11 protein-coding genes, 1 tRNA gene and 1 pseudogene are annotated in these 16,186 nt (G+C 48.2%); 1 reads left to right on the plus strand and 12 read right to left on the minus strand.

Annotated features, from left to right (window positions below; genetic code table 11):
- Window positions 1–14: 14 nt before the first annotated feature.
- The 11 genes and pseudogenes from cadA to aspA form a co-directional block, all read right to left on the minus strand.
- Entirely contained in the window at window positions 15–2,162 is a 2,148-nt protein-coding gene (gene cadA / locus A9180_RS01925; RefSeq protein ID WP_064525737.1) for a lysine decarboxylase CadA, read from the minus strand.
- A 79-nt stretch (window positions 2,163–2,241) separates the two neighbouring features.
- Window positions 2,242–3,576 carry a cadaverine/lysine antiporter gene (gene cadB / locus A9180_RS01930; RefSeq protein ID WP_064525739.1) on the minus strand — a complete coding sequence of 445 codons (1,335 nt, stop codon included), beginning with the start codon at window positions 3,574–3,576 and terminating at the stop codon, window positions 2,242–2,244.
- A 365-nt stretch (window positions 3,577–3,941) separates the two neighbouring features.
- A complete protein-coding gene (cadC, locus tag A9180_RS01935; protein WP_064525741.1) occupies window positions 3,942–5,480 on the minus strand; it encodes a lysine decarboxylation/transport transcriptional activator CadC in 1,539 nt (512 codons plus the stop codon).
- A 247-nt stretch (window positions 5,481–5,727) separates the two neighbouring features.
- Window positions 5,728–5,903, minus strand: a pseudogene (locus A9180_RS24675) (integrase); the annotation flags it as partial.
- A 204-nt stretch (window positions 5,904–6,107) separates the two neighbouring features.
- Window positions 6,108–6,183 (minus strand) — tRNA-Phe (locus A9180_RS01940).
- A 115-nt stretch (window positions 6,184–6,298) separates the two neighbouring features.
- Window positions 6,299–8,314 carry a DUF1176 domain-containing protein gene (locus tag A9180_RS01945; RefSeq protein WP_064525743.1) on the minus strand — a complete coding sequence of 672 codons (2,016 nt, stop codon included), beginning with the start codon at window positions 8,312–8,314 and terminating at the stop codon, window positions 6,299–6,301.
- 67 nt (window positions 8,315–8,381) lie between these two features.
- Window positions 8,382–8,957 carry a transcriptional regulator gene (locus A9180_RS01950; RefSeq protein ID WP_001188520.1) on the minus strand — a complete coding sequence of 192 codons (576 nt, stop codon included), beginning with the start codon at window positions 8,955–8,957 and terminating at the stop codon, window positions 8,382–8,384.
- A 35-nt stretch (window positions 8,958–8,992) separates the two neighbouring features.
- Complete coding sequence (gene dsbD, locus A9180_RS01955; protein ID WP_064525744.1) at window positions 8,993–10,690, minus strand: protein-disulfide reductase DsbD; 1,698 nt, start codon at window positions 10,688–10,690, stop codon at window positions 8,993–8,995.
- Complete coding sequence (cutA, locus tag A9180_RS01960) at window positions 10,666–11,004, minus strand: divalent cation tolerance protein CutA (RefSeq protein WP_064525746.1); 339 nt, start codon at window positions 11,002–11,004, stop codon at window positions 10,666–10,668. The genes dsbD and cutA overlap by 25 nt, the downstream gene beginning before the upstream one ends.
- A gap of 115 nt (window positions 11,005–11,119) precedes the next feature.
- Window positions 11,120–12,421 (minus strand): anaerobic C4-dicarboxylate transporter DcuA, encoded by a 1,302-nt coding sequence (gene dcuA / locus A9180_RS01965; RefSeq protein WP_064525748.1) that lies wholly within the window; start codon window positions 12,419–12,421, stop codon window positions 11,120–11,122.
- A 117-nt stretch (window positions 12,422–12,538) separates the two neighbouring features.
- Entirely contained in the window at window positions 12,539–13,975 is a 1,437-nt protein-coding gene (gene aspA, locus A9180_RS01970; RefSeq protein ID WP_064525750.1) for an aspartate ammonia-lyase, read from the minus strand.
- Between the two features lie 336 nt (window positions 13,976–14,311).
- On the opposite strand from aspA, the gene A9180_RS01975 reads away from it, so the two are divergent.
- Window positions 14,312–14,788 (plus strand): FxsA family protein, encoded by a 477-nt coding sequence (locus A9180_RS01975; RefSeq protein ID WP_044721443.1) that lies wholly within the window; start codon window positions 14,312–14,314, stop codon window positions 14,786–14,788.
- A 15-nt stretch (window positions 14,789–14,803) separates the two neighbouring features.
- Here A9180_RS01975 and yjeH read toward each other — a convergent pair whose 3' ends face one another.
- Window positions 14,804–16,060: an L-methionine/branched-chain amino acid transporter gene (gene yjeH / locus A9180_RS01980; protein WP_064525753.1), complete on the minus strand. Its 1,257-nt coding sequence runs from the start codon at window positions 16,058–16,060 to the stop codon at window positions 14,804–14,806.
- Window positions 16,061–16,186 lie beyond the last annotated feature (126 nt).

Below are 16,186 nucleotides of genomic sequence, written 5' to 3' on the forward strand. Positions count from 1 at the left end.
CTTGTACGAGCTAATTATTTTTTGCTTTCTTCTTTCAATACCTTAACGGTATAGCGGCCATCAGCCTGACGGTATGCACCGTGAATATCGGTTTCAAAGCCCGGATAGTGAGCGCCGATTTCACACAGCATCTGCAGGAACTCCAGAACAGGGCGGCTTTCTTCGGTGATCATTTCACCCGGCATTACCAGAGGAACTCCCGGCGGATACGGAAGGATCATATTGGCGTTAATACGACCTACCATTTCGTCGATGTAAACTTCTTCGGTCATACCGTGCAGCTCTTTCTGGAACGCAGCATACGGAGTCATTACCATAGTCGGCAGGACTTCAAATGCGCGATACATCAGATCCGGCAGATTGTGGTGAACAATCAGTTTGTGGATATTCTGAGCCAGTTCCTGAATACGCATGTTTTCATAGAATTCAGGGTCTTCACGATACAGAGACGGCAGCATGTTTTTCACACGCAGGTTCAGGTCGAACGCACGTTTGAAGTCAGTCAGAGCACGCAGCAGGCTCAGTGCTTTGGTCTTATCGATACCGATGCTGAACAGGAACAGCAGGTTATACGGACCGGTTTTCTCAACAACGATGCCATGTTCGTCGAGGTATTTCGCCACGATGCTGGCCGGAATACCGAAGTCGCTCATGGTGCCGTCTTTTTCCATCCCCGGAGTCAGCAGAGTGACTTTGATCGGGTCAAGATACATGTGCTCGTTATCGATGTTTTTGAAGCCGTGCCAGGTGCTGTCAGAACGCAGCGGCCAGCATTCAGTGGTATCGATATGATCCGGCTGCCATACATCAAAGAACCAGCCATCAGATTCCGTTCTCAGACGTTTGATCTCTTTACGGAACTTGATCGCACGTTCAATGGAACCGTCGATCAGACGTTTACCGGCATTACCTTTCATCATCGCCGCAGCGGTTTCAGTGGACGCCACGATACCGTAGTGCGGAGAAGTGGTGGTGTGCATCATGTAGGCTTCGTTAAAGGTTTCTTCGTTTACGTCACCTTTAACGTGGATCATGGAAGCCTGAGAGAACGCCGCCAGCAGTTTGTGAGTGGACTGGGTTTCGTAAATCACTTTCCCTTCTACACGGCCACCGCTCATACCGCATTTACCTTCGTAAATCGGTGAGAAGTTGGTGTAAGGCACCCACGCGGAGTCAAAGTGGATGGATTTCACATCCAGCGTTTTCTTAATGAAGTCGGTGTTGTACAGCAGACCATCATAGGTAGAGTTGGTAATTACGGCATGTACCGGCCAGGTTGCGTTTGGTGTTTCTTTAACGCGTTTAGCAATGGTTGCGTGCTGGAATTCACTCTGTGGGATACCACCAAGAATACCGTAAGCGTTACGGGTCGGGCGGAAATAGATTGGCGTAACATCGCTCATCATCATCAGATGGGTCAGCGATTTGTGGCAGTTACGGTCAATCAGGATAGTGCTGCCTGCCGGAGCAGAGTACATACCAACAATCTTGTTCGCAGTGGAAGTACCGTTGGTCACCATGTAGCTGCGGTCTGCGTTAAAGACGCGAGCGATATACTGTTCTGCTTCTTTGTGTGGACCGCTGTGATCCAGCAGGGAACCCAGTTCAGATACTGAAATGGAAATATCAGATTTCATGGTGTTCGGACCAAAGAAATCATAGAACAGGCTACCTACCGGGCTTTTCTGGAATGCGGTACCGCCCATGTGACCAGGAGTACAGAAAGTATATTTACCTTCACGAACATATTTAAACAGTGCTTTGGTCAGCGGAGGCAGAATAGTGTTGATATATTCGTCAGTGGTCTGCTTGATCTTGTTAGCAATATCATCAGCAGCACCCAGCGCATATTCAAAGAAGCTAATCTGTAAACGCAGATCGTTCAGGCTTACATCGAGTGTGGAATAAGTATTAGCGAACGCGTACAACGGCAGGTTCTCGTTCATTTTGCTAATTTCTTCGCACAACTCGAGATTATATTTATCCCAGTCAAAAATAACACCGCACAGACGCGCATTGTTTTCGATCAGTTTTAATAAGTCGTCACGGTCGTTCGGGTAAACAATCTGGAAGTTCAGACGTTCAAGCGCGCGATGAAGTTCACGGATGGGTTCTTCTTTAAAATAAACCCCCATGTGATTCAATATTGCAATAACGTTCATAGTCATATCTCCAGGTAAAAAAGGCCCCTCCCAACACATGGGACAAAATGAAAGGAGGAGCCTCGGAAAATACTTTTAATTAATGTGCGTTAGACGCTGTGTGGTTATCCATTGAGTTGCTCTGGCGCTCGTGCATTTTGCGAGCGTAGAACATCAGGATAATCAGGCTGACGATGAAGGTGCCTGCCAGCTCGAAGGAGCTTGCGCCCATCAGAGCGATGAAGCAGAACACGCAACCCAGTACAGAGCAGATCAGGCTGACAAAGTTGCGGATGTTAACGCCTTCAAAACGAATCAGGTCAACGCAAGAGTAGAAGTACGGCAGCATAGTCAGCAGTACTGCGATACCGGTCAGTTCACCGAACAGGTCAGATGCTTTACCACCGGCAGAGTTCATCAGAGTGATGAGGATCATCAGAGCAGTCATTTTCACTGCAGCCAGCAGCAGACCTTTTTTCGGAATACCGTTGCTATCGACTTCACCATAAACTTTCGGGAAGTTACCGTCGTTAGCGGCACGTACACCTGCCTGGCCTACCAGCATCATCCAGGAGCCCAGAGAAGTCAGGCACGCAAAGGCGGTGAATGCAGAAACCATCGGCGCAGCCCAGTTACCCAGGATAGTAGAAGCACTGATTGCAAACGGAGCACCGGAAGCTGCCATTACAGAAGACGGATACATACCGGAAAGCACCTGAGTCGCAGCAATGTAAACAATACCTGCTAAACCAGTACCCAGCATGGTTGCCAGTGGAACGGTACGTTTCGGGTTTTTAACCATACCAGTACTTACAGCTGCGGATTCCACACCCACGAAGGCCCACAGGCAGAGCAGAATACTTTTAATGATCGCATGACCATCAGTGGTACCCGCAGTATTCCAGTTAGCTGCATAAGTAGCAGCATCAAACCAATGCCAGCCAACAATAGCAGTCATAACCACAGGAATAAGAACCAGCACCAGACCAATAGTGGTTAAACGGCTCACCCAGGTACCGCCGAGCATATTTACAAAGGTAAATACCCAGACGATAGCAATACAGGCGATACCTGCCGGAACAGGATCATTTAATACCGGGAAGAAGGTGGAAAGATAAGATACAGCGGTAATACCAATCGCCAGGTTACCAATCCAGTTAGCATGGTAATAAAGAACACCTGTCTGAAAACCAAATGCAGGGGAAATTTCTCCAGCATAAGCAATTGGGCCACCTTGTTGCGGGTTTTTTGTTGCCAGTCGGGCATATACGTAAGCCAGCGACATTGCACCAATAATAGAGATGATCCAACCCCAGATAGCAATACCACCGATACTTGCAAGGTTCGCAGGTAATAATGCAATACCGCTCCCCATCATATTACCGGCAACAACACCGGTACAGGCAAATAGCCCGATCTTCTTGGCAGAACTCATGCTCTTCTCCTAATTTCATTTTAGAATTTGGAGTCCGGGTCATGATGTATAACTATTTACTGACCAGACCAAACTGGCGATAAGATTACTCACGAAAAAGGGATTAATCCTAAAGATTAGGTGAAATAACACAAAAGTTTCTGTAAGTGAGAACTTGAGGTTTTTTATTAACACATGAGGATCGCAGGTTGATATCATGAAAAGATAAACATTCAATGTTTACAATGAGTTGCGAGAAAGTTGATGGTTAAGTTAATGTGATAAAAATTATGCAGCAAATAAATTGCTGCAACATATTATACCAATAAAAATATACAAAAACTCAACACTCAGAATTCCCGTGAATGAATCAACCCAGGATTTTCTTATTCTGAAGCAAGAAATTTGTCGAGATAAGGGACAACATAAGAAACAGAAGTCTGGAATATGCCATTTTCAATCCAGTAAAGAGTGTCTGCTCCTGGGCGTAAATTAAAGGCGGTGAGATATGCATCAGCAGCTTCTCGGTTCATCCCCTTCATTTCATAAACTTTGCCAAGCAACACATAATTTAGCCAGGACATTTCAAGATCAATGCCAGTATTTATCGCCTGATAAGATTCGTCTGTTTTCCCTTTTGACAGAGCACTAACTGCTTTTATTTGATAGAAAATGGCCAGATTATTCATTCCTGGCAGTGTAGCAATGTTATCAATTTCTGTGTTCAGTGCTGCTAATTGTTTTTCATCTAAAGGATGCTGAGAATGACGTACTATATCAACTAATGCTTTCTCTGCTCTCGCGTAGGTAAATTCGGGAGATGATTGAACAATCTCACCTAATAACTCACTGGCACGGTTCAATGATTTATCATCGCCACGCATTAAATAATCATGTGCCTGATAAAAATTAGTTAATAACGCACCACGAGGAGGCAAAATTTGTTGGAGCATCTCCTGCATTCGTTGTGGCCACGGTTGATTTAACGCCTTTGACAAACTCTCCAGTAAATCATTTTGAATCGCCAACTGATTACCGTTAGTGATGACATAACGTTTATCCAGCATGGTTGAACCATCTGCATTGTCTACCAGTTTCACCGACATAAAGCACTGTTGAGCGCGGTATTGGCGCTGATTAACAAACGCAAGAGATAATGTTTTACCGGAACTGCTCGGTTCATCAATGTTGTAGTTGATTTTGTCATGCACCATAAAGGTGGAGAAGGTATTAAGTGACGTGGCTACCAAATCGCCCACACCTATCGCGTAAGAGAGCTGATTCGGGGAAGTCCAGCTGTTACAACTCTTATTCACCATGTTAATGTCAATATCGCGTGGATTGAGCAAAATACGCGATTTGCTCATAGGAAGACGCGTTTCAAGACTGGAAAACGCCACCAGTGCTACACAGATACCTAGCGACAACAGGAAAAAAAACCATACCCAAAATGTAGTGAATCGTTTGCTTCTAACTGGGGATTGTTCAGGTGGCGTAGCGGTGTTTTGAATGTTAAGGCTGTGGGAGGGGGAATCTGTGTCAGGAATCGCCTCTGGTATAGGGGGAGGCGAAGACAGCATTATTTCTTCTCCCTCCTCTTCGCTGTACCAGATAACCGGCACCATTAATTTATAACCGCGCTTTGGTACAGTAGCGATATAAACAGGACTATCTTCATCATTATCTTTTAATGACTTACGTAGTTCTGAGATACTCTGCGTCACAACATGATTGGTGACAATACTTCTCTTCCAGACATTATCGATAAGTTCATCCCTGCTAAGTACTTCGCCACTGTGTTGAGCAAAGAAAACCAGAAGGTCGATTAATCTCGGCTCAAGGGTAAGTTGACGCCCATTGCGACTGATTTGATTTATGGAAGGAGTCACAAGCCATTCGCCAACGCGAACTACAGGTTGTTGCATAATAGAAACTCATTCGAAAAGGGAATGGTGCAATGATAATTGCCATAACCTATTTTTACCATCTATAGATGAATGTGTTTACATATTATCAGTGAATATAGGACGTTATTTTTACCAACCATAAACTTCTTGATTACATGGCATTACAAAAGGACTTTAATGAAAAGCAGAAGTAATTTGCCTTACCATCAAAATTCATCATCTTTGCCAAAGAAAAATGTTCAGGAAATAATTCCCGGAACGCTAACTATTTTAATGGATTGTTAGTCTTTGCATGATCAAGCGGACTGATGCATTTCTCTTTGTTCTCATTCAGAAAATCTCATCAGACGGCGTTCTGCCTGATGTTGTGCTTTATGGATGTCATCGGCAACGACACCGTTACGCTCATGATGACGTCATGTGACGTTCAACAGCATCACGGGGGCGCACGACATTTCGCGTCAGTCAGTGCCATAGCTGCCATAGCATAGGGAGAAATTCTCTCGAACTGGGATATACCCGCAAAATGCTGGTGATGTAGAGAATTTGGTTGAGTTTGGTAGTAATGCTTTGGAGGCAGAACGCTTAAATCCTGGCGTTCTGAAACGAAAAACGGACCTCCGTGGAGGTCCGCTTATATGAATTTGGTGCCCGGACTCGGAATCGAACCAAGGACACGGGGATTTTCAATCCCCTGCTCTACCGACTGAGCTATCCGGGCAACGGGGCGCATTAAACCGTAATCTGCACATCTCGTCAACTCAATTTCACGTTTTGCTGTCTGGTTGCTTATCTTTGCGGCAATTTGCGCAGTTCTGGACCATTACTGCGGAAAATTACATCACTCCCATATCACCTTCCCGCGGTTTCCAGCCGCTTTGGATTGCGGTGACATGCCGTTTACCCGTAAGCGAATAGCCCGGTATAAAACCGTCTTCTTGTCTCGGGGAGTCGATAATTATTTCTGCATCTACGCCATTCTGGTAATAACCGTGATGACTGGCAACAGTACCCAGGTAGCATTTGTTATTCAACCAGACGGGAATGACGGCAACCGTTTCAAAGGCGTAATGCAGTGGCTCACCGAAGCGGTAGTTATTTGCATCTGCGGCAGACGTGTTTGGTGGAATTGGGCATATAGCAGCAGGAGGTTGATTTGAGGGCATATCTTTAATGAGATGGTCCTGCATCCGGGCGAGAGCTTTCAACAGCCCATTGCGGTCTTTACCACTGATTGCCGGGAGTTCTTTGCTGTGGGCTTTCATTATTTCTAATGCATAGCGGTGACGAATAGTCACAACAGGAACTTTGTCTGTGTTGATAAAAGGTCGCAGTAAATAAAGGTTATCTTCACCAAACTGTCCGTTATACCAGAGCGCATAAACCTGGTCGTTTATGCGAACCCATTGACTCCACTGGTTAGCACCACGTATGGATTCCGAGAACAACGCACCTGCTATCTCAAGGTTTTCATCGTCAGTGCTCTTTACCGCATAAAATGTCTTATCTCCGCGTTTTAGTACGCCCGTGTAGCTGAAAAGCCCCGTACCACCAACATAGCAGTTAATAATGAGATCGCGTTTTCCGTCACCATCTAAATCAACCAACACATAGTCGATTCGCCCATTTTCGGAAACTCCTCCTACCGGCGATTGTTTAAAGGCCTGCCATTCATCGTCACTGATTTCGGCTGAGGGTTTTTGATCGGGTAATGGATTATCTTGTTCATCGATGCTTTGCACGGAGAAATCCGTAGACTGCCCCATTAATGGAAACTGGTCGGCAACTTTCTTCAGATTCAGTTCTGGGTTAATCGCTTTTTCTTTATTGATGGCATCACGAAGGGACTTTAGCGCGGCATTATCTTTGTCGATGTCTTGTTGCGTGCGGACATGGCTCACGAACGTGGGTAGCGTCCAGACTCCGTTAACAGATAAAGTTCCCCGACCACCGCTACGGTATTCATCGGTTAATGCAAACGTTTTTCCGGTCCAGCGCCAGACCTGTATCGGCTCGGCAAATTTTCTTATCTCTCCGTCCTCATAGCCGCTTGCATCGTTGGTAATCAATTGCGGAGGGGCTGTTAGTGTGGAGTTAGTTAGCCACATGGCGTAACGGGAGATATCGAAACAGGCTGTTTGAATTAACGTATGATTTTTATCAACCGGAATGGCGTAATAGCGGTTATTTCCCTCCTCCGCCGTCCCGCTACAGTTCATCTCTGGTGTCAGTTGAAGCTGTGACTGGATATTTTGGAGCTGTAATTCCGTTAGTTGTGTAATTTTCGGTGATGAGATAACGGGGCGTGTCGTGATAAGCGGTGTGGGAGATTCGGGGAGTGCTTTGAAACTGTTGTCAGGTCCTGGCTTAAGCAGGGCGCTTTCGGTGTTAATGCGTTTTTGGAACGCATCCATTTTCAGCAGTACGGCGTCAGATCCTGCCAGAGAGAGCATTTTACGTTCGCCGTCGGCTTCAAATTCAATCACGTCATTTTGTTGTAATGCCCGAATAAAGTCAGACCTGATATCACTTCCCAGCAAAAAATAGCCATCAGAAACAGGAATAAGCGGCCTTTGTTTTTGATTATTAATAAAAAGCACGGCAGTGGATATGGGGGATTGCCCTTGTTCTCGTTGGGAAAAAGTTACCTCTATTCTTGTATCAGGGGATATACCCGCACGACGCGTCAGCAATGTACTGACGTTATCACCATAGCCCGCTGCGCGGCAGGTGCCGGTGTTATCGCACGCGAGTTCCCAGTCTTTATGGCTGAAAGTAAGGCCACTTATGGCATTGGCAAAAAATGGTATAACAAAAAGAGCGGCAAGTGTGGAGTGGTGAAGCAGGCGCATATAATTCCCTTTTATATATCCGTGTTGGCGGAATTATATGCGTATACGAAAGAGCCAGAAATCCGAATTACGTCAGGGCTCCGCCCTGGCGGCAGCGGGCGAAGCGCAGGATATCTTCCGCCAGTCGGTGTGCGGTGTCGACATCCGCCTGGCTACGATTCACCAGCATTCGGCTTAAACAACCTTCCAGCACCAGTTCCATCTGCTTTGCCACCATCGCCGGATCGTCAACTTCCAGCGTGGTTAACAGTTCGTGGGTGAAATCGTAGGCCGCGCTTTTTTGCTGATCGGCCAGTTGATGAATAGGGTGGCCAGGATCGGGATAAAACGTACAGGCAGCGATAAACAGACAGCCGGGATAGCGGTTGTTTTTAACGCACTCTGATAACGCCTGATAACGCGCCAGCAGCTTTTGTTCGGCGGTTTGCGTTTCGTCCAGCATCAGCTGACGACGCCAGACATCTATCTGTTGGCTAAGATAGCGCAGCGCGTCGTAGAGGATTGCCTCTTTGTCTGGCCAGAAGCGGCGCAGTTCGTCCAGTGGATAATCCACACGTTCAGCAACCATCTCCAGCGTGGTGTTGGCAATCCCTTGTAATTCTAATAATTTCAGGGCTTCTCCCAGAACATCTTCACGTTGCACGCTATTTTCCTCCGTCTTTCCCACTGAAGTGTCGTTCACGGTTGGCGATCGCGCAAATGTGCGCTGAAGGTTTCTGCATCCATAAAGCCCGTGACGCGCGTTTGTGGATGCTCCTGGCCTTGTCCATCAAAAAAGAGAATTGTCGGTAGGCCAAGGACATTAAGATGCTTTAACAGCGCCACATCCTGGGCGTCGTTGGCAGTGACGTTGGCCTGAAGTAAGACCGTGTCTGCTAACGTTTTTTGCACCTGCGGGTCGCTGAAGGTGTATTTCTCAAACTCTTTACAGGCGACGCACCAGTCGGCATAGAGATCTAACATCACCGGTTTGCCTTTGGCTTCGGCGAGTGCCTGATTTAATTCATCTACCGTTTTGATTTGCGTAAAGTTGAGATGCGCCTGAGTTTGCGCGATGTTAGTGGCGCCAAATGCCCAATCCTGTAATGGGCGCACGCTAACCAGCGCCGCTGCTAGCAAAATAATTTGTACAATGCGCATCCAGCCGCGTTTGGCCTGTAAGCTGGTGATAAATGCCCAGCCAAAGAATGCGACGCCAAGCGCCGACCACAAGCGTAATCCCCAGACATCACCAATTACTCGCTCCAGCAGGAACACCGGCAGCGCGAGGATCACAAAACCAAACGCGGTTTTGACCTGTTCCATCCACGGGCCACTTTTCGGCAGCAGACGGTTGCCAAAGACGGTAATTAGCATCAGCGGCAGGCCCATGCCCAGCGCATAGAGATAAAGCGTGCCGCCGCCCAGCCACATGTTCCCGCTTTGGGCGATGTACAGCAGAATCGCGCTAAGTGGCGCGGTGGTGCATGGTGAACAGATCAACCCGGCAATCGCCCCCATAACAAACACACCGCCGGGCGAGCCACCTTGCTGGCGATTGCTCATTAGCGTGAGGCGTGTTTGCAGTGATGAGGGAAGTTGCAGGGTGAATAGACCAAACATCGACATCGCCAGCAAGGTAAAGACGATAGCGAGGCCGATAAGCACGTAAGGATGCTGTAGCGCCGCCTGGAACTGTAATCCTGCGGCAGCAACCACCAGACCCAGGGCCGTGTAGGTGAGCGCCATCCCCTGCACATAAATAAAGGTCAGCAACAATGCTCTGGCGGTAGATAACCGCTGTTTACCACCCAGCACGATACCGGAAATTAGTGGGTACATTGGCAGCACGCATGGCGTGAAGGCGATACCGATACCAATCAACAACGCCCAGAGCGCGGAAAAGGGCAATTGCGCGGTGGGCTGCTCTTGCTGCGGAACGGATGCAGGCTGTGGCGTCGCGTTGTTGGTAACCACTTCGCTTAACGGAACGGTTTTGGTTTCTGGTGGATAACAAAAACCGGCGTCAGCACAGCCCTGGTAAGTGACAGTTAATGTCGCACCAGCACTTGCCTGGTTGATGGTCACAGGAAGCGTCAGCCGCTCGCGGTAAATCTCGCTTTTGCCGTAAAACTCATCGTCATGCCAGACGCCTTGCGGCAGCTGCACGTCGGTAATTTTCGCTTGTTCCGGCGTAATGCGGATCTGTTTACGGTAAAGATAGTAACCGTCTTTAATCTGCCAGCTCAGATTAAGGTCATGTTGATTTTGCTGAAAATCAAAAGCAAAGGCTTGATCCGCGGGGACAAATTGTGAGCGTCCTGGCGCGTCGAATAATCCGGCGAAAACGGAAGTGCTGCAAAGTAGCAGGATCAGCGTAAAGATGCGTTGAGCCATGAGAGGTAATCTGTGTCTCCGTGTGTAACAGGTAAAACCAGAAGCTCCGGGGTTTGATACGGATGATGAGACTTCAGGCATTCCAGTAGTGCTTGCTGGTGAGATACGGTGGTTTTTAAAATCATCTGCACTTCGTATTCTTGTTCCAGTTTACCTTCCCAGTAATAAAGAGAGGTAGCGCCAGGAATCAAGGTCGCGCAGGCCGCCAGTTTTTCCGCCAACACTTTGGCGGCTAATTCCTGGGCCGTTGCTTCATCCGGCGCGGTGCACAACACCACGACAGACGCGGTATTCGAACTTTTTTCATCAAGCATAAACACCTCGCAAGAACAGATGGAACCGCAAGAGAGAGGTCACTATACAACGGACGGGGAAAGGATGTTAGTCGGCGGGAAAGAAAGCGGGGCGTGAATGCCCCGCGATTTGTCATTACAGCATCACGCTGCCCAGCAAGAAGCCGAAGCAAACGGCCAGGGCGACACCCAGAGTACCCGGGATGAAGAACGGATGGTTGAAGACGAATTTACCGATACGAGTGGTACCCGTGTCATCCATCTGTACCGCAGCAACCAGCGTCGGGTAGGTCGGCAGAATGAACAGACCAGACACGGCTGCGAAAGAAGCTACAGCGGTCAGCGGAGAAACGTTCAGTGCCAGAGCCATCGGCATCAGTGCTTTTGCAGTTGCAGCCTGAGAGTACAGCAGAGCAGAAGCAAAGAAGAAGATAACAGCCAGCAGCCACGGATGACCCTGAATGACTTCACCAGCGGTATCTTTGATCCAGTCGATGTTGTTGGAAACGAAAGTATCGCCCAGCCATGCAACACCCAGGATACAAATACAGGCGCTCATACCTGCTTTGAAGGTGCTGGAGTTGAGGATGTTGTCGGTGTCCACTTTGCAAAGAACAGTGGTCAGGGTTGCAACGCTCAACATGATAATCAGGATAGCGTTAGTCGTGTTCATCAGCGGTTTTTCAACCAAGCCCATGCTCGGGCTGTTGATAATCGCATAGATAACCACGCCAACTACGCCCAGCAGGAACAGCCAGACGGATGCTTTCGCGCCTTGTTTGATTTCAATCTGCTTCTCACCGCGCAGTTCAACCAGACCTTCTTCCAGACGCTTGCGATAAATCGGATCGTCAGACAGTTTGGAGTTGAAGAGCATGGTTACCAGGAAGGACATCACCAGAACTGCCAGCAGGGTAGACGGGATGACCACAGAGAGCAGATGCAGGTAGCTGATGCCATGACCTTCCATCACGGAAGACATGTAAACCACCGCCGCAGAGATTGGCGATGCGGTGATCGCAATCTGCGCGGAAACTACCGCCGTTGATAGTGGACGGCAAGGCTTAACGCCTTGTTCCTTCGCAACTTCAGCGATAACTGGCAGTGTTGCCAGAGAGATGTTGCCGGTACCCGCAAAGATGGTCAGGAAATAGGTCACGATCGGTGCAAGGATCGTGATGTATTTCGGGTTACGGCGCAGCAGCTTTTCTGTCTGGTGAACCAGATAGTCCAGGCCGCCAGCAACCTGCATGGCAGAAATAGCGGCGATAACCGCCATGATAATGGAAATGACATCGAACGGGATGTTACCAGGCTTGACGCCGATAGCGGCAAGAACCAGGACCCCCAATCCGCCTGCAAAACCAATACCGATTCCCCCCAGTCTGGCGCCCAAGAAGATCGCCAGCAAAACGATGATGAGTTCTACAACTAGCATATTAGCCTTCCTTGTTTTTTAACAAGTTGATATAAGGTTGTTATTTTTAAGTTACTACTCACAAGAAAAAAGGCACGTCGTCTGACGTGCCTTTTTTATTTGTACTACCCTGTACGATTACTGTTCGCTTTCATCAGTATAGCGTTTTGCTTTGTAAGCCGGGTGCATCAGATTCTGTACGGAGAAAATATCGTCTAGTTCTGCTTCAGTCAACAGACCGCGTTCCAGAACGACTTCACGTACACTCTTACCGGTTTCGGCACAGATTTTACCCACGATGTCACCGTTGTGGTGGCCGATGAATGGGTTCAGGTAAGTGACGATACCGATAGAGTTGTAAACGTAACCTTCGCACACTTCTTTGTTAGCAGTGATGCCGTTAACGCATTTTTCCAGCAGGTTGTAGCAAGCGTTGGTCAGAATGTGAACGGATTCAAACATGGCCTGGCCAATGACCGGCTCCATAACGTTCAGCTGCAGCTGACCTGCTTCTGCTGCCATGGTAACAGTGGTGTCGTTACCGATGACTTTGAAGCAAACCTGGTTAACCACTTCCGGAACAACCGGGTTTACTTTAGCTGGCATGATGGAAGAGCCCGCCTGCAGTTCCGGCAGGTTGATCTCGTTCAGGCCGGCACGTGGGCCAGAAGAGAGCAAGCGCAGGTCGTTACAGATTTTGGACATCTTCACAGCCATGCGTTTCAGCGCGCCATGAACCATAACGTAAGCGCCGCAGTCAGAGGTCGCTTCGATCAGGTCTTCAGCGGGTACGCATGGGAAGCCAGTAACTTCAGCCAGTTTTTTCACTGCCAGCGGAGAGTACTCTTTCGGCGTGTTCAGGCCAGTACCGATTGCCGTTGCGCCGAGGTTAACTTCCAGCAGCAGTTCAGCGGTACGTTGGATGTTTTTTACTTCTTCTTTCAGCAGGATGCTGAAAGCGCGGAATTCCTGACCGAGGGTCATCGGTACTGCGTCCTGCAGCTGGGTACGACCCATTTTCAGGATGTCCTGGAATTCGACAGCTTTACGTTCAAAGCCTTCACGCAGTTGGTTAATAGCATCTACCAGTTTAATCAGAGAAGAGTAAACCGCGATGCGGAAACCGGTCGGGTAGGCGTCGTTAGTGGACTGACATTTGTTAACGTGGTCGTTCGGGTTCAGGTACTGATATTCACCTTTCTGGTGACCCATCAGTTCCAGACCGATATTGGCCAGCACTTCGTTGGTGTTCATGTTTACGGAAGTACCTGCGCCGCCCTGGTAGACGTCTACCGGGAACTGATCCATGCATTTTCCGTTGTTCAGGACTTCATCACATGCAGCAATGATTGCATTCGCTACACTTTTAGGAATGGTTTGCAGCTCTTTGTTTGCCATAGCTGCGGCTTTTTTAACCATTACCATACCGCGAACAAATTCAGGAATATCGCTGATTTTGCTGTTGCTGATATAGAAGTTTTCAATCGCTCTCAGAGTATGAACACCATAGTAGGCATCAGCTGGAACTTCCCTGGTACCCAACAGATCTTCTTCGATACGAATGTTGTTTGACATGTGAACCTTCTTTTTCAAGCTGCCAATGATTTGCTTTAAACACATAGAATATATGTGGTTTCGAATGTTTTTCGACCGACGATTATCCCCTGCATCAGTCGAATAACCGGGATCATATGCTGCTTGAGGATTTCTACCGTAATCTGGATCACTTTAAGTGTCGGTTTTTACCCCTTAATTATTAATTTGTGAAATAGATCACCGCTTTGGGATTACTACCAAAAATAGTTGCGCAAACATCTTGAAATTTTGCTAATGACCACAATATAAGCTGAACGCGATTCGCAACCCATTCAGGCATCCGGATTTAACCGGTTGCTATTACAGGAGAAACCTTTGCGCTGGTTACCTTTTATTGCCATTTTCCTTTATGTCTATATTGAGATTTCAATCTTTATTCAGGTTGCTCATGTATTAGGTGTATTGCTAACTCTTGTATTGGTTATATTCACATCGGTTATCGGTATGTCGCTGGTACGTAACCAGGGCTTTAAGAATTTTGTGCTGATGCAACAAAAAATGGCGACGGGTGAAAACCCGGCGGCGGAAATGATTAAAAGTGTTTCGTTGATCATTGCCGGTTTGTTGCTTTTATTACCGGGCTTTTTCACCGATTTCCTCGGCCTTCTTCTTTTATTACCGCCAGTGCAAAAGCACCTGACTGTGAAGCTGATGCCGCATTTGCGCTTTTCCCGTATGCCGGGCGGCGGTTTTAGCGCCGGGACCGGTGGCGGTAATACTTTTGATGGTGAGTATCAGCGAAAGGATGATGACCGCGACCGCCTTGATCATAAAGACGATCGCCAGGATTAATGTCGAAACGCCGGATTATGTGGTTATGCCATTTTCCGGCGTTTTTCGTTTTGGCAGAAACAGCCATAACCCTGCCAGCATGATCAGTGCATATAAACTTTTCCAGCCGACCATCGCCAGTAACAGAACGCATAACAGCCCGCCAATTACCGCCAGTAGCCGATAACGTCCTTGCAATAATTTACAGCCTGCCAGCATGCACAGCAGATAGATCATAATAAAGATGCCGTTGGCATAGATGATGAGTGCGTCCAGATTGATCCCTAACATATGGATCACCAACGTGCTCACCACGCAACAGCCGAGCACGGCATTAAGGGCATTAGTCGGGATATGGCGAGAAGAGAGGCGTGCCAGGTAGTGGTCAGGATTATGTTGTGCTTGCGACCAGACCAGGCGGGCGAAACTCTGTATATAAATGTTGAGGCTGGCAAAGCAGGCCAGATAACCAATCACACAGGCAATCCACAACGCTCCTACACCAAATAGCTGCACCACAATTTTTGGAAGCGATGCTGCCGCCGCCATTTTTTCACCGTAGGCGTCGAAGTGTAATACCACCACCGTACAGCCCCAATAGACTAGTCCTGCCAGCAGCAGACCAATCATCAGAGCGCGCGGAAAATCACGCTCCGGATTTTTAAACTCCGAGGCGAGATGGGCAAATGCCTCCAGACCGACAAAGCACCAGAACATCACCGATAATGCAGCAAATAACCCGGTAAGTTCGATATTACCAGGCGCAGGGAAGGGGATATTTGTAGGTTTGATATCGCCCGCCCACCAGAGAGCGACAACCAGCGCAACGATAAGCCCGGCAATGATCGTTTGTAGATTAGCACTGGAACTGGCACCGCGAGTACCGATGTACCACACCAGCGCCAGCGTACCGAGTTCCGCCAATAACAGTTGCCAGCTATGCCAGCCAAACATTGCCTGGCCAAAGCCAGCGGCAATTTGTAGCGCAGCGGGCAAGCCAACGGGAATGACCGATAAAAAAAGCCAGCCAGTGACCCTCTCAAGCCGCGAGCCGAATGCCATGCCAACAAAGTACGCGACGCCGCCCGCGCTGGGATAGTGGCGTCCCAGCAGCGCAAAGACGATTGCAATCGGGAACACTAAGATAATCAAAACGGGCCAGGCCCACAGACTGGTATTGCCCGCTAACAGGGCAGCTAATGCGGGAACGGCAAATACGCCTGTGCCTAATAATGAGGTTGATAACAGGCCGATCCCCTGGGCCAGTCCCAGTTCTTGTTTGAGTCCACTCATGGGTTAATGTCCAATTGTGCCCAAATTTTGGGCAACTGCGCAGGATTTTGATGGTAGCACAATCGGATTCGCGTATGGCGGCGATGGAGAAATTGCGATGAAATGTGATGTGAATCAGGATTTTTA

The sequence above is a fragment of the Escherichia sp. B1147 genome, from assembly GCF_001660175.1.
GTDB classification, from domain to species: Bacteria; Pseudomonadota; Gammaproteobacteria; order Enterobacterales; family Enterobacteriaceae; genus Escherichia; species Escherichia whittamii.

Coding starts and splice junctions, on each gene's coding strand:
- dcuA (WP_064525748.1), bottom strand. CDS start 12,421: ATGCTAGTTGTAGAACTCATCATCGTTTTGCTGGCGATCTTCTTGGGC.
- cadA (WP_064525737.1), bottom strand. CDS start 2,162: ATGAACGTTATTGCAATATTGAATCACATGGGGGTTTATTTTAAAGAA.
- yjeH (WP_064525753.1), bottom strand. CDS start 16,060: ATGAGTGGACTCAAACAAGAACTGGGACTGGCCCAGGGGATCGGCCTG.
- aspA (WP_064525750.1), bottom strand. CDS start 13,975: ATGTCAAACAACATTCGTATCGAAGAAGATCTGTTGGGTACCAGGGAA.
- dsbD (WP_064525744.1), bottom strand. CDS start 10,690: ATGGCTCAACGCATCTTTACGCTGATCCTGCTACTTTGCAGCACTTCC.
- cadC (WP_064525741.1), bottom strand. CDS start 5,480: ATGCAACAACCTGTAGTTCGCGTTGGCGAATGGCTTGTGACTCCTTCC.
- cadB (WP_064525739.1), bottom strand. CDS start 3,576: ATGAGTTCTGCCAAGAAGATCGGGCTATTTGCCTGTACCGGTGTTGTT.
- A9180_RS01945 (WP_064525743.1), bottom strand. CDS start 8,314: ATGCGCCTGCTTCACCACTCCACACTTGCCGCTCTTTTTGTTATACCA.
- cutA (WP_064525746.1), bottom strand. CDS start 11,004: ATGCTTGATGAAAAAAGTTCGAATACCGCGTCTGTCGTGGTGTTGTGC.